This is a genomic window from Acinetobacter sp. GW821-FHT09D10, from assembly GCF_059416285.1.
On the sequence record NZ_JBWKOW010000001.1, the window covers coordinates 1,286,817 to 1,301,013 of the forward strand.

The 14,197-nt window shown below is 38.0% G+C and carries 9 protein-coding genes and 1 pseudogene; 5 read left to right on the forward strand and 5 right to left on the reverse strand.

What is annotated here, in order from left to right; translation table 11 throughout:
- Positions 1-165, forward strand: a complete 165-nt coding sequence (locus AC07M3_RS06060) for a hypothetical protein (RefSeq protein WP_004793999.1) — start codon at positions 1-3, stop codon at positions 163-165.
- A 553-nt stretch (positions 166-718) separates the two neighbouring features.
- Positions 719-2,266: a hypothetical protein gene (locus AC07M3_RS06065; protein WP_092707598.1), complete on the forward strand. Its 1,548-nt coding sequence runs from the start codon at positions 719-721 to the stop codon at positions 2,264-2,266.
- A 46-nt stretch (positions 2,267-2,312) separates the two neighbouring features.
- On the opposite strand, the gene dsdA is transcribed toward AC07M3_RS06065, so the two are convergent.
- Together dsdA and AC07M3_RS06075 are read right to left on the reverse strand one after the other, a co-directional pair.
- Positions 2,313-3,647 (reverse strand): D-serine ammonia-lyase, encoded by a 1,335-nt coding sequence (gene dsdA, locus AC07M3_RS06070; protein ID WP_494566830.1) that lies wholly within the window; start codon positions 3,645-3,647, stop codon positions 2,313-2,315.
- 163 nt (positions 3,648-3,810) lie between these two features.
- Positions 3,811-5,442: an inorganic phosphate transporter gene (locus tag AC07M3_RS06075; RefSeq protein WP_017391706.1), complete on the reverse strand. Its 1,632-nt coding sequence runs from the start codon at positions 5,440-5,442 to the stop codon at positions 3,811-3,813.
- A gap of 465 nt (positions 5,443-5,907) precedes the next feature.
- On the opposite strand from AC07M3_RS06075, the gene metH reads away from it, so the two are divergent.
- Positions 5,908-9,594, forward strand: a complete 3,687-nt coding sequence (gene metH / locus AC07M3_RS06080) for a methionine synthase (protein WP_494566831.1) — start codon at positions 5,908-5,910, stop codon at positions 9,592-9,594.
- A 47-nt stretch (positions 9,595-9,641) separates the two neighbouring features.
- Here the strand turns inward: metH and AC07M3_RS06085 are convergent, their stop codons facing one another.
- Positions 9,642-10,910, reverse strand: coding sequence for a hypothetical protein (locus AC07M3_RS06085; protein WP_494566832.1), 1,269 nt, complete (start codon positions 10,908-10,910; stop codon positions 9,642-9,644).
- Positions 10,911-11,012: 102 nt separating this feature from the next.
- Between AC07M3_RS06085 and AC07M3_RS06090 the strand changes: the two are divergent.
- Positions 11,013-11,129 (forward strand): annotated as a pseudogene (locus AC07M3_RS06090) (LysR substrate-binding domain-containing protein); the annotation flags it as partial.
- Here AC07M3_RS06090 and AC07M3_RS06095 read toward each other — a convergent pair.
- A complete protein-coding gene (locus AC07M3_RS06095; RefSeq protein WP_494566833.1) occupies positions 11,103-11,549 on the reverse strand; it encodes a hypothetical protein in 447 nt (148 codons plus the stop codon). The pseudogene AC07M3_RS06090 and the gene AC07M3_RS06095 overlap by 27 nt on opposite strands.
- A 194-nt stretch (positions 11,550-11,743) precedes the next feature.
- On the opposite strand from AC07M3_RS06095, the gene AC07M3_RS06100 reads away from it, so the two are divergent.
- Complete coding sequence (locus AC07M3_RS06100; RefSeq protein WP_494566834.1) at positions 11,744-12,889, forward strand: aldose epimerase family protein; 1,146 nt, start codon at positions 11,744-11,746, stop codon at positions 12,887-12,889.
- Positions 12,890-12,957: 68 nt separating this feature from the next.
- On the opposite strand, the gene AC07M3_RS06105 is transcribed toward AC07M3_RS06100, so the two are convergent.
- Positions 12,958-14,178, reverse strand: coding sequence for an MFS transporter (locus tag AC07M3_RS06105; protein WP_017391715.1), 1,221 nt, complete (start codon positions 14,176-14,178; stop codon positions 12,958-12,960).
- Positions 14,179-14,197: the final 19 nt, after the last annotated feature.

A 14,197-nucleotide genomic window follows, 5' to 3' on the forward strand; every position in this document is an offset into this window, starting at 1 on the left:
ATGAAAACATTACTTCTCTGTGCAGCAGCAATTTTCACAATGTCATTATCAGCCTGTGCAGTTCATACACCTGAAGGCAGTATTGTGATTGATCCAGATTCACCTTACCACAACCATCCGGGAGACTTTTGCCCACCAGGACAAGCGAAAAAAGGACGTTGTTAGAGATACCCTTTTTAAAGTAATTTTGAAGTTACTTTAAACAAATAAGGTTTAATCAAGTGATAAAGTGAGCACAAAAATGGAGGGTTCCAACCCAAAAATAGATGGGATGAAACTAGAAAATTATGGTGTAAAAAAATCACCATATCCCCAAGATTTTTAAAAGACAATCTTATGTTGTCTTCTATCTAGTTTCACCCCAATTCTTTCTTATTCCGTCTGACTTTTCTTATCTTTTAATAAAAAAGTCTAGTTTTTAATCATTTCTGTATCTGTATTATTGATACATTTTGAACATTTTACCTTCAGGCTAAAACTGATGTATTTGCTTAATACAAAATAATCATTTATGTAACGTAAGTCTATAAAAATGTTCTAAAATTGTGAAAAAAATTAAGACCAAAATGAGATGAATTTATCATAATAATTTTCTCTTCCATGTTTCATCACATAAATAATCAATATTATTTTGTCAGTTATTGCCACTCGTTTCCTTTCATTGGCATAGATAATGTATACATCTGTATATTAACCCAGTCGTATAACGAGATATTTTATGTCCAGCACAAGTCAAGTCGAAGGTCTACAATTTCCAGTACACGCCTCAACAAAAAAACAAAGCACATCTCTTACTGGCCAAGAAATTTTGTCAGAGGCTTTATCTGTTGTAGATAATAAAACCGCACAACAAGTGTTGAATGAAAAAAACTGGCGAAAAAATTACCCAATATATTTTAAAGCACTTGTTAAACAAGGAATTTCTAATAGCAAGCACCCCATTACTATTGCGAAGCAAGGTTTGCATAAAGCTCACCATATTTTTGACTATTATCGTGATAGTAAACACTACCTTTTAAAAGATGCGGTTAATATTGCTTCATCTACGCCACTTCATACAGTAAAACTTAAAGGTGAAAGTGATGCAGCACCTGAATGGTATGTTCCTTACAAAGGACAAAAACTAAGCGGGCAAAGCTTACTGGACCAGATTCAACGTTGGGAAGAGGCTGGTATTATTGAACCAAGCCATGCAAAAGCTCTACGTGAAGCTATTGCTCACCCAGAATGGTTTGATTTATCTGATCGTACTATGGTGCTGTTTGGTGCAGCTTCAGAAGCAGGACCTCTACCTTGGTTAGCCAAATGGAAAGCGAATATTGTTGCTGTCGACTTACCAAACCCGCGTGTCTGGGGCAAGATTTTAGATACGATTCAACAAGGAAACGCAACCCTCATTGCACCGAGTGTTGAACCAGTTGATTCTTCAGTAAAAGTTTCTGAGTTAAAGGATAAATTGGGTGCAAATTTATTGACTCAATTACCAGAAATTGCACAGTGGTTAGTCCAGTTTCCGCAAAAGTTAGATTTGGCTGCAATAGCTTATTTAGATGGCGAAAAGCATGTTCGTGTTTCCATGGCAATGGACAGCATCATGCAATTTGTGAGCGAGCATAAGTCTGATACGAGCCTTATGTTTATGTGTACGCCAACCGATGTTTATGCTGTTCCTAAAGAAGTCGCCAAAGCTGCTCAACAAAAGTTTAAATCACGTACAAAACTACAAAAAATGGCAGTAAAAGGTGTTTCAACACTTTCCTTAAAACGTTTTTTTCAAGCGCCATATCAAGACTTAGTTGATTGTGAAAATGGAAAAACTTATGGCATTGCCGACTGTCTAGTTGTTGAACAAGGACCAAACTATGCTTTGGCGAAACGCATTCAACAATGGCGTGCTATTTTGGCCCGCCATCAGGGACAACACGTCAGCATTAATATTGCACCATCAACAACGACTCACTCTGTGACTAAAAATCCATTGTTAAAAGCAGCTTTTAATGGTGCAGAGCTTTTTGATGTAGAAGCATTTAGCCCTGAAACTACCAATGCAATTATGGCTGCAATCTGGATTCATGACTTAAGAAATGAGTCTTCTGTGGCAAATCCTGAAACGGAGCTGGACCATCCGCTTGAGCTCATGATGGAAGGTGCCAACCACGGCGGATTGTGGCGTGTTGCTTATTTAGCAAGAACTGCCCTGCCTTTTGCTGCAATCTATGGCTTTGCAACCGAAAAACTACCTTTTGGAAAATCATCTAAAAAATAATTTGATTGAAGCCCAATTCTAGAATTGGGCTTTTTTCTGTGTTTATCTATTTATTTTGAAAGTGTGATAGATATTTTTGCATTTCATCAGGCGGCACCATACCGCCTCCTGTCGCCCATATCACATGAGTTGCCTGCTGTAACTGCTCAGTTGATAGTTGATGTAAAGCCAAATAATCAGGACTCGTCTGGACATAATATGGCCCCATCATTCCTGCCACCGCAGAAGGCTCAAGCTGAATATTTTCAGTTTGATTTAAAAGCGCAATGAGCTCATACAAACGCTCATCATCAATGGTGTAATAGCCATCAATTAACTGCTGCATAGCACGTCCCACAAAACCTGAAGCACGGCCTACTGCGAGCCCATCTGCGGTAGTTACATTATCGAGGCCAATGTCATTCACTGAAATCTGATCATGCAAACCTGTGTGGACACCGAGTAACATACATGGCGAATGGGTGGGTTCTGCAAAGATACAATGTACATGCTCACCAAAAGCCAGTTTTAGTCCAAAACTTACCCCACCAGGGCCACCACCAACGCCACACGGCAAATAAACAAATAATGGGTGTTCAGCATCAACTTTAATTTGTTTTTGCTCAAATTGCTGTTTTAAGCGTATTCCTGCAACTGCATAACCTAAAAATAATGTTTTTGAGTTTTCATCATCAATAAAAAAGCAATGTGGATCTTGCTCTGCTGCTTTTCTTCCCTCTTCAACAGCTACGCCATAGTCACTGGCATATTCCACAACATTAACGCCCAATGAACGCAGTTTGTCTTTTTTCCACTGTCTCGCATCAGCAGACATATGGACTGTGACTCTAAAACCCAGTTTGGCGCTCATAATACCAATCGAAAGCCCTAAATTTCCTGTTGAGCCTACTGCAATTTGATACTTAGAAAAGAATGCCCTAAATGACTCTTGATCTAACTTACTGTAATCGTCTTCCAACTTGAGAAGTCCGGCCTCAATTGCCAACTTTTCGGCGTGAGCCAAGACTTCATAAATACCTCCACGTGCTTTAATTGAACCAGAAATAGGTAAATGGCTATCTTTTTTCAGCCAGAATGCTCCACTCAGTTGCACTTGCTCTGTTGTAGAAAGTGCTTGTTGCATATGAGTAATTTCAACGATATCTGATTCAATTTTTCCATGTTGTGCTTGAGTTTCAGGAAACACTTTTGCCAAATAAGGTGCGAAACGCTCTAATCGGGCTTCTGCTTCACTTACGTCCTCTGCGGTGAGACCAACTTTTTCTAAAGCTTCATTTAAAGGATAGCAATGAGGTGTAAACCAAAATGTTTCTTGATAGGCTTGCAGTGTCTCAATAAGTGGAAATTGTTGTTTTAGCTGATCTATTTGAACCACATCCATAATCTATCCTGATATCAAAGTTTCAAGCCTAGCCTCTGAAGTTACTTGAGGCTTTATAAGGACTCATTAATTTATAATTGAATGTACATGAAAATAGACTGAACGTTAAAAAGAAACAAATAAAAAAGCCACTGTGAACAGTGGCTTTAATTTTTTAATGCTTTTATACAAACTGCAAGAATAACCAGTACAAACCGCCTGACAAACAGATTGTTGCAGGGAGTGTAAATACCCATGCAGATAAAATCGTTTTAACTGTATTGAAGTTTAAGCCTGATCTATTCGCTACCATGGTACCTGCAACAGCACTGTTTAAAACGTGTGTTGTTGAAACAGGCATACCTAAACCGTCGGCAGCTGCAATTGTACTCATTGCGACAAGCTCAGCAGACATCCCCTGACCATAAGTCATGTGATGCTTACCAATACGTTCACCTACAGTCACAACAATACGTTTCCAGCCGACCATGGTGCCTAAGCCAAGTGCCAAAGCAACTGCTACTTTCACCCAAGTTGGAATGTATTGTAAGAATGAATCTAAGCTACTACGGTATTCTTTCACGAGTTTTTCTTGTGACTGATCCATTTTTGGTAAAGCATCTGCTTTATCCAAACGCTTAAATGTCGTTGTACTTAAATACATGTCATTACGAATTTCACTAATTGCAGCTTCTGGAATGTCTTTTAAGTTGCTATAGCTAGAAACTCGCTCACCCAAATGATCAGTCATACTTGCCAATGCAGGCACTACTTCCGGAGTTTGCTGTTTAGTCTGAATATATTTAGTCAAAATAACACGTGCTTTTTCATCGGTTAATTCTGGCTGATTTTGATTCAAAAGTACGGCAGTTTGAGAAGAAAGCTGATGGAATGATTGAACTTGTTGTGTATCAAGGTTTTTATTTAATGAATAAGCCAATGGCACCAGACCAACCAAAATCAGCATGATCAGACCCATACCTTTTTGACCGTCATTAGAACCATGTGCAAAACTTACACCTGTACAGGTAAAGATTAAAATTGCACGAATGATTGCTGGTGGTGGTTTATTACCTTCTGGTGGTTGGAATAATTCTAATTGGCGTTTAAAAATAGTTTTAACCAACAAGAATACAATCGCTGCAAAAGCAAAACCAATTAAAGGTGAAAATAATAAGGCCTTACCGACTTTAATCACCTGATCCATATCAACACCACTGGTCGTTACGCCAGTCGATGCACTCAATAGATGGTTCATAATGCCCACACCCAAGATTGAACCAATCAAAGTATGAGAGCTAGAAGCAGGAATACCCAAGAACCAAGTACCTAAGTTCCAGAGAATCGCAGCAATAAGAAGCGCAAAAACCATTGCGAAACCTGCACCGCTACCCATGTTCATAATCAGTTCAACAGGCAACAATGCAATAATGCCGTAAGCGACTGCGCCGCTTGCAACCATTACCCCAAGAAAATTACAAAAACCTGCCCACATGACTGCAACCGGTGCAGGTAAAGCATTGGTGTAAATCACTGTCGCTACTGCATTTGCAGTATCATGGAAGCCATTTACAAACTCAAAGCCTAAAGCAATCAAGAGTGCGGTAGATAAAAGAATAACCGAATAAAGACTCAAAGGCGGTACATGCGCTAAATCAGCACTCACCTGAAATCCAATATAAATAAGTGTTGCAACAATAATTGTCAGAAACACCGGCATAAAGAACTTAGGTGTCGGGACATGTACATTCGTCGATTTGACTTGCAGGTTTGCCGCAAGTTTTGAATCCGAAACAGGGGGTAGATTAGAATTCATGCAGACGGTAAGAGGATAGAAAAATCCTCTGTATTCTTAAATTAAATTATGACAATTATATGACAAAGCGGCGCCTGATGAAGTCAATTTTTCATATTTTGACCTCATTTGATGCACCTTTCCTCGATCCATTTTATTTTTTTATTAAAATACAATAATTTAAATCAATTTATATCTTCCTTATTTATGACTATTTTTAAAGCAAAAATATCTAAAAAATTACCTATATGACGTTTTTTTAAACAGCTCAATTGTCATAAAACCGAATATTGGAGATGAAATATTTCAATATCATGATCATTTTATGAATTTTTGATGAAAAAATGCCCTCTTTTTGTTCGAAAACACTTTTTTTTTACGACTAATTTACGGTGAATGGTGGGTCGTCATAGATCATCAATTGTGCTGCTATTCTGTTACAATAGCGCCGCATTTTTAAATTCATATAAAAGATCGGGGTTTTCTATGTCTACGCTTGCCACCCTAAAAGCGCTTCTTGCTAAACGCATTCTGATTATTGATGGTGCAATGGGAACGATGATCCAGCGCCATAAATTGGAAGAAGCCGACTACCGTGGTGAGCGTTTTGCCGATTGGGCACATGACTTAAAAGGTAACAATGACCTTTTAGTTTTGACACAGCCAGAAATCATTCAAGGCATTCATGAAGCTTACCTTGATGCTGGTGCAGACATTATCGAAACCAACAGCTTTAACGGCACACGTGTTTCTATGTCTGATTACCACATGGAAGACCTTGTTCCCGAAATTAACCGTGAAGCAGCCCGTTTAGCCAAAGCAGCCTGTGAAAAGTATTCGACTCCAGATAAACCTCGTTTTGTAGCGGGTGTACTCGGCCCAACATCGCGTACCTGTTCAATTTCACCCAATGTAAATGATCCTGCCTTTCGTAACATTACCTTTGATGCGCTAAAAGAAAACTATATTGAGGCAACTCATGCGCTGATTGAAGGTGGTGCAGATATCATTCTGATTGAAACCGTTTTTGATACATTAAACTGTAAAGCTGCAATTTTTGCGGTGAAAGAAGTCTTTAAGCAAATTGGTCATGAATTACCACTCATGATTTCAGGGACCATTACCGATGCATCTGGTCGTACCTTAACAGGTCAAACTGCTGAAGCGTTCTGGAACTCTGTACGTCATGGCGACTTGCTTTCAATTGGTTTCAACTGTGCCCTTGGTGCAGATGCCATGCGTCCTCACGTTAAAACTGTGTCTGATGTTGCTGATACTTTCATTTCTGCCCATCCAAATGCTGGCTTACCAAACGCTTTTGGTGAATATGACGAAACGCCTGAGCAAACTGCTGCCTTCTTAAAAGAATTTGCAGAAAGTGGCCTCATTAACATTACAGGTGGTTGCTGTGGTACAACACCAGACCATATTCGTGCCATTTATAATGCAGTAAAAGACATTGCACCTCGTCAAATTCCTGAAACTAAGCCTGCTTGTCGTTTGAGTGGTTTAGAACCTTTTAATATTTATGATGACTCATTGTTCGTTAACGTGGGTGAACGTACTAACGTTACCGGTTCAAAAAAATTCCTACGCTTAATTCGTGAAGAAAACTTTACCGAAGCTTTAGAAGTTGCACAGCAGCAAGTAGAAGCTGGTGCCCAGATTATTGACATTAACATGGATGAAGGGATGCTCGATTCGCAAAATGCGATGGTGCATTTCTTAAACCTTGTGGCATCTGAGCCAGATATTTCACGTGTGCCAATCATGATTGACTCATCAAAATGGGAAATCATTGAAGCTGGCTTAAAATGTGTACAAGGTAAACCTGTTGTTAACTCGATTTCCTTAAAAGAAGGTTATGACGAGTTTGTCGAAAAAGCTCGCCTCTGTCGTCAATATGGTGCTGCGATTATTGTGATGGCCTTTGATGAAACAGGTCAGGCAGACACTGCTGCACGTAAACGCGAAATCTGTAAACGTTCTTATGACGTTTTGGTTAACGATGTTGGCTTCCCTGCTGAAGATATTATTTTTGACCCGAACGTGTTTGCAGTAGCAACAGGGATTGAAGAACACAATAACTATGGCGTCGATTTTATTGAAGCCACAGGTTGGATTAAACAGAACTTACCTCACGCCATGATTTCTGGTGGTGTATCGAACGTATCGTTCTCATTCCGTGGAAATGAGCCTGTTCGTGAGGCGATTCACTCTGTGTTCTTGTACCATGCCATCAAACAAGGTATGACCATGGGGATTGTAAATGCCGGACAAATGGCAATTTATGATGATATTCCTAAAGAACTCAAAGATGCAGTTGAAGATGTTGTTTTAAACCAGAACCAAGGTGAGTCTGGTCAAAACGCCACAGAGAAACTGCTTGAAGTCGCTGAAAAATACCGTGGTCATAGCGGAGCACAACGTGAAGCCGAAAACCTTGAATGGCGTAATGAGCCTGTAGAAAAACGCCTTGAATATGCATTAGTCAAAGGTATTACCACATACATTGATGAAGACACCGAAGAAGCTCGCCTAAAAGCTAAACGTCCTTTAGATGTAATTGAAGGCGCTTTGATGGACGGTATGAACGTGGTCGGTGACTTGTTCGGTTCAGGCAAAATGTTCTTACCACAGGTTGTTAAATCTGCACGTGTCATGAAGCAAGCTGTGGCTTGGCTCAACCCGTACATTGAAGCTGAAAAAACAGGTAGTCAATCTAAAGGTAAAGTCCTGATGGCAACTGTTAAGGGCGACGTACACGATATTGGTAAAAATATTGTGGGTGTTGTACTCGGTTGTAATGGTTACGACATTGTTGACCTTGGCGTGATGGTACCTTGCGAGAAAATCTTGCAAACTGCGATTGATGAAAAATGTGACATCATCGGGTTGTCAGGTCTGATTACTCCGTCTTTAGATGAAATGGTTTTTGTAGCTAAAGAAATGCAGCGTAAAGGCTTTGACATTCCTTTATTGATTGGTGGTGCAACAACTTCAAAAGCACACACAGCAGTTAAGATTGATCCTCAGTACCAAAATGATGCTGTGATTTATGTTGCAGATGCTTCACGTGCCGTAGGTGTTGCAACTACCCTACTTTCAAAAGAAATGCGTGGGAAATTCATTGAAGAGCACCGTGCTGAATATGTCAAAATTCGTGAACGCTTAGCCAACAAACAACCAAAAGCAGCAAAACTGACTTATGCAGAGTCTGTTAAAAACGGTTTTAAAATTGATGAAAGCTACGTTCCAGCAAAACCAAACCTTTTGGGAACTCAAGTTTTAACAAACTACCCGCTTGAAACATTGGTTGAATATTTTGACTGGACACCATTCTTCATTTCTTGGAGCTTGGCAGGTAAGTTCCCGAAAATTTTAGAAGATGAAGTGGTTGGCGAAGCTGCAACAGATTTGTACAACCAAGCTCAAGCAATGTTGAAAGATATTATCGACAACAACCTTTTTGATGCACGTGCTGTATTTGGTATGTTCCCTGCTCAGCGTACTGACGCCGACACCGTCAGCGTATTTGATGAAGCTGGTCAAAATGTTACGCATACATTTGAACATTTACGTCAGCAATCAGACAAAGTAACAGGTAAACCAAACTTGTCTTTGGCAGATTACATTCGTACTGATCGTGAGCAACAGGACTACTTAGGTGGATTCACTGTATCGATTTTTGGTGCAGAAGAATTGGCAAACGAGTACAAAGCTAAAGGTGATGACTACTCTGCAATTTTAGTTCAGTCATTGGCAGACCGTTTTGCTGAGGCCTTTGCCGAACATTTGCATGAACGCATTCGTAAAGAGTTCTGGGGTTATAAAGCAGATGAAACACTCAGCAATGAAGAACTGATTAAAGAGAAATATGTCGGTATTCGCCCTGCGCCGGGTTACCCAGCGTGTCCAGAGCACTCTGAAAAAGCGGTGTTGTTTGACTGGTTAGGTTCTACAGACAAAATCGGTACTAAACTGACTGAGCACTTTGCAATGATGCCACCATCTTCGGTAAGTGGTTTCTACTATTCGCACCCTCAAAGTGAATACTTTAACGTGGGCAAAATCTCTCAAGATCAACTTGAAGATTATGCAAAACGTAAAGGTTGGACACTTGATGAGGCAAAACGCTGGTTAGGTCCGAATTTAGATGATTCGATTGCTTAATGTTAAGCAGTAAAAATCCCCTCAATTGAGGGGATTTTTTATAGCATTTAATCTATGACTCCTGGAATATAAATTCTTCCATTTAAAATATCTTTATCTAATTTAACATTATTAAATATAAAAGTTTTTTTGTCATTATCCATTGACAAACCTAAACAAGGTTTATAACGATCCCCACAAACTATTTTTTCATTTTCTTTGATAGTTTCAATCGTAATATTACCATTAAATTCCTGAATTATTTCTAGTGGATAATCTCCTGCTTGCCCTATTAAAGTAATAGAATATTTTTTCTGATCATTAATCACATAAGCAAAACCATAACTCTGCCTTAGCGCAAAAAAATTTTCATTGTTGATTTTAACATTTGAAGTATTTCTAGGAATATAAAATTTCAAATCTAACACCTTAGATTTAGTATTTTCTTGATTAACTAAACTTAATTTTTCTATATTAATAGATAATATTTCCCCATCCTCCTTCCATGATACAAATGAAGCAGGAATTACATCATTGAATAAAAAAACTGATTCATTATTTTTATTATAATTATATATCTTCAATCTTATATCTTTGAATGATTGACTATTATCAATTCCTTTATATATTTCAATATTAACGACATCATCACCTCTTTTAAAATTAAGATAATCCACACTACCAATATATTTACTATTATCATCTTGATAGAAAGTAACATCTGAATTCATCTCAGATAAATTATATATTTGACTATCTACTTTAAGATTACCTATCCCATCTTTTTTTGGAAATCTATCTTTTTTAAAAGCTAGCCAGTTAGAGGGTATTTTTAATTCTAAATCACCTGTAATCGTTGCGGGTATAGTTTTTTCCCACCCCGATCCTTCCAAATAGTTTTGAAATAGTTTATTAAAATTATTTTTAAATCTAACATTAAGTTCTCGATTAAACTCATCAAAACTATATTCTGTATTATTCGCACACTCTACATAATCTATACAAAACAAAAGACTAATATTTTTATATTTATTCAACCAAGAAATTGCTGAAAAACTAGCTTTTTTATTTTCAGATAAAAGCTTTAATTCACCATAGACAGGAAAATCTAATTTCTCATAGTTATTAAAATAAAGAGTTACATCAGAACTATTACCTTGAGCAATTGAACTATAATCGCCTTCTTTTACATTCAAGTTAATTTTATCATTAAAACCTTCAGCTTCTACTCTAAATATATTTTTTTCATATTGATTTTCTTCTCTTTGGGAATCCTCCCCACAACCAATTAAAAGAATGGTACTTAATAAACCTATTTTGATTAGTTTATAATTCATAAAATCCTCATATTATTTTTTGTTTTTCAAAGTTCAAGAGATATTATCATTACTTATAAAAGCTATCACTTGTAAATTCAATTAAAAAATATTCAACCCTTCCAATTTTCCTATACTTTGAGTTCTGACCGCTCTTACATGTCACTTGAGGTTGCAATACACGGACTGGGATTGGTTTTGGAAAGTAACTTCTTAAATGATTTGAATTTGCTCAACTCTTAAGTGATGCATCATTTCTCGAACAAATACAAAGTAGGTAAAAACATAAAGCTGATCTGGAGACACTTGGTTTGTGTAGTAGCTCAAACGCTCAATAAAATCATTGAATCCATGCTCAAGCTCAACACGGCTGATTTGCTTTTGAGCACTAAAAAATAACTCACTGAGTTGTGTCATGGCTGTATCAGCAGTAACAGCTACGCCACTTATATTTAGATTTCTTAAGGGCTGAGATTCTATGATTTCTTCAATAAAATAAATCATCTTTTCAATAGCAAGCTCATCAATCACACCATGGCTAATGCTTTTTGAATTAATAAAACTCAAGCCCTGTTCAAGTCGAATATGTTCGTTGTCTATGTCAAATGATAGGCCATTAAGACCGAGTGAAAATTTTAAAGCCGAGTCAGAATAAGTCATAAAATAGCTTACTGTTGAATTTTGATAATAAAGTTAATTTGTTTATAACCTTAAATGGTGTCAATTTGTTCAATACTTAGAATTAACAAGGCTAATCATCATTAACACAATATATAATAAAAAACCTCTTTAAAAAGATGAAAAATCAATCTTATATTCATCAAGATTCAACCATTACAAAATAGAGTATAAACATGAAAAAATTAGTAATTTTAAGTTTTACGATATATAGCTTTGCACAAATTGCGAATGCAGCCACATTAAATGTAAAACCATACGGAACGACTCAAGATGGTCAAAAGGTTGATCTATACACCATGAGCAATAACAAAGGAGTCTCTGTATCTTTTATTAGTTTTGGTGGCGTAATTACACAGATTTTGACTCCCGATACACAAGGTAAACAAAATAATATCGTTTTGGGCTTCGATGATCTAAAAGGCTATGAAGTCACTGATACCAAGGAAGGCATTCATTTTGGCGGATTAATTGGTCGTTATGCGAACCGTATTGGCAATGCTAAATTTAGCTTAGAAGGCAAAACGTATAACCTCGAAAAAAATAATGGACCGAATTCATTACATAGCGGTAATCCTGGTTTTGATAAGCGTGTTTGGCAAGTTAAGCCCCTAGTTTCTAAAGGTGAAACCGTCAAAGCTTCTCTTAAGTTAACCAGTCCAAATGGTGATCAAGGTTTTCCCGGGAAATTAGATGTGGAGGTGATATACAGTCTTTCAGATCAAAATGAATTCCAGATTGAATATAAGGCCAAAACTGATCAACCGACCGTAGTCAATCTCACCAATCACAGTTATTTCAACTTGTCAGGCGCTGGAAACAACCCTTATGGCGTACTAGATCATGTGGTACAACTCAATGCAGACCGTATATTGGTAACCGATCAAAATTCGTTACCCACAGGTGAAATTGCTTCAGTTGTAGGTACACCTTTTGATTTTCGGACTCCTAAAGCAATTGTAAAAGATATTCGAGCGAATAATCAGCAATTGGCTTATGGATATGGCTATGACCAAACTTGGGTGCTTAATCAAAAGTCTCAAGGGAAATTAAATCTTGCTGCTCATGTTGTTGATCCAAAATCTAAACGAACAATGCAGGTTTTAACCACTGAGCCAAGCGTTCAAATGTATACGGCGAATCATTTACTAGGAAATATTGCTGGTGCAAACGGTGTACTTTATCGACAAGCAGATGCTCTAGCATTAGAGACACAACATTTTCCAGACAGCCCCAATCAACCAACTTTCCCTTCTACACGTTTGAACCCAAATCAAACGTATAACAGTGTCACCGTATTTAAGTTTGGTATTCAAAAATAATCTTTTTAACTGGAATCATATTTATCTAAAAAAGACTCTCAGCTGAATATGACTGAGAGTCTTTTCATTTATTTAACCTTTGTGTTCGGTAAAAATGCGGTTGCAAACCCAAGTAATGGTAATAATGAACACAATCCAAATACCCATTCAATGCCGTTAACATCGGCCAAATGCCCTAACCCCGCTGCGGCAATACCACTTACCCCAAACATAAGACCAAACATTAAGCCAGCAATCATCCCCACACGGCCCGGAACAGCTTCTTGTGCATAAACCACCATTGCAGCAAAAGCAGACGACAACACCAAACCAGTAATAATCGATAAGACTGTTGTCCAAAACAAGTTTGCATACGGCATCATTAATGCAAACGGCGCCATACCCACAAATGAAACCCAGATAACAGCTTTACGACCAATCTTGTCACCAATTGGACCACCTGCAAATGTACCTAAAGCAACAGCTGCCAAAAATGCAAACAAATGCAACTGAGCGGTCTGGATACTGATATGGAACTTTTGAATTAAGTAAAAAGTGAAGTAGTTGCTAATGCTGGCAATGTAGGTAAATTTAGCGAACATCAACACACTAATGGTGCTCAAGGCAATAATGAGCTTACGACCATGTAATTTACTCTGTGCTTGGTTTGCACGTGTAACTACCTGATTTTTTGCATGACCAATCGTCCAGCGGCTTACACCAAATAAAACCCAAATGGCTAAAAGTGCAAATATCACTAAACCTGCAACTGCATGCTGTCCAAACGGTACGATAAGTAAAGCTGCTAACAATGGACCAATGGCAGTACCTGTGTTTCCACCCACCTGAAAAGTCGATTGAGCCGTACCAAAACGACCACCCGATGCCATTCGAGCCACACGTGAAGCTTCAGGATGAAAAGTTGCAGAACCTACACCAATAAGTGCAGATGCACATAACAACACAGTAAAGCTTGGTGAAAATGCCAACAAGATAATACCGCAGAATGTGACGACCATTCCGAGTGGTAGAAGATAAGGTTTTGGATGTTTATCGGTATAAAGTCCAATCCAAGGCTGTAGCAGTGAACCTGTAATTTGGTATACAAACGAAATCAGGCCAACTTGAGCAAAACTCAGTGAAAAGTTTGCTTTGAGCATTGGATAGATGGCTGGTAACACGGCTTGAATCAAATCATTCAGTAAATGTGCAACCGCCACAGCACCTACAATTTTAATAATCATTCCTTGAGGCTGATCATTTGCAACGGTATTGGCAATACCATCTTTCAATTGTATTGAAGACGTCATACCTGAAAAACTCCAATAT

Coding starts and splice junctions, on each gene's coding strand:
- AC07M3_RS06100 (WP_494566834.1), top strand. CDS start 11,744: ATGAAAAAATTAGTAATTTTAAGTTTTACGATATATAGCTTTGCACAA.
- AC07M3_RS06095 (WP_494566833.1), bottom strand. CDS start 11,549: ATGACTTATTCTGACTCGGCTTTAAAATTTTCACTCGGTCTTAATGGC.
- AC07M3_RS06075 (WP_017391706.1), bottom strand. CDS start 5,442: ATGAATTCTAATCTACCCCCTGTTTCGGATTCAAAACTTGCGGCAAAC.
- AC07M3_RS06060 (WP_004793999.1), top strand. CDS start 1: ATGAAAACATTACTTCTCTGTGCAGCAGCAATTTTCACAATGTCATTA.
- AC07M3_RS06085 (WP_494566832.1), bottom strand. CDS start 10,910: ATGAATTATAAACTAATCAAAATAGGTTTATTAAGTACCATTCTTTTA.
- dsdA (WP_494566830.1), bottom strand. CDS start 3,647: ATGGATGTGGTTCAAATAGATCAGCTAAAACAACAATTTCCACTTATT.
- AC07M3_RS06105 (WP_017391715.1), bottom strand. CDS start 14,178: ATGACGTCTTCAATACAATTGAAAGATGGTATTGCCAATACCGTTGCA.
- AC07M3_RS06065 (WP_092707598.1), top strand. CDS start 719: ATGTCCAGCACAAGTCAAGTCGAAGGTCTACAATTTCCAGTACACGCC.
- metH (WP_494566831.1), top strand. CDS start 5,908: ATGTCTACGCTTGCCACCCTAAAAGCGCTTCTTGCTAAACGCATTCTG.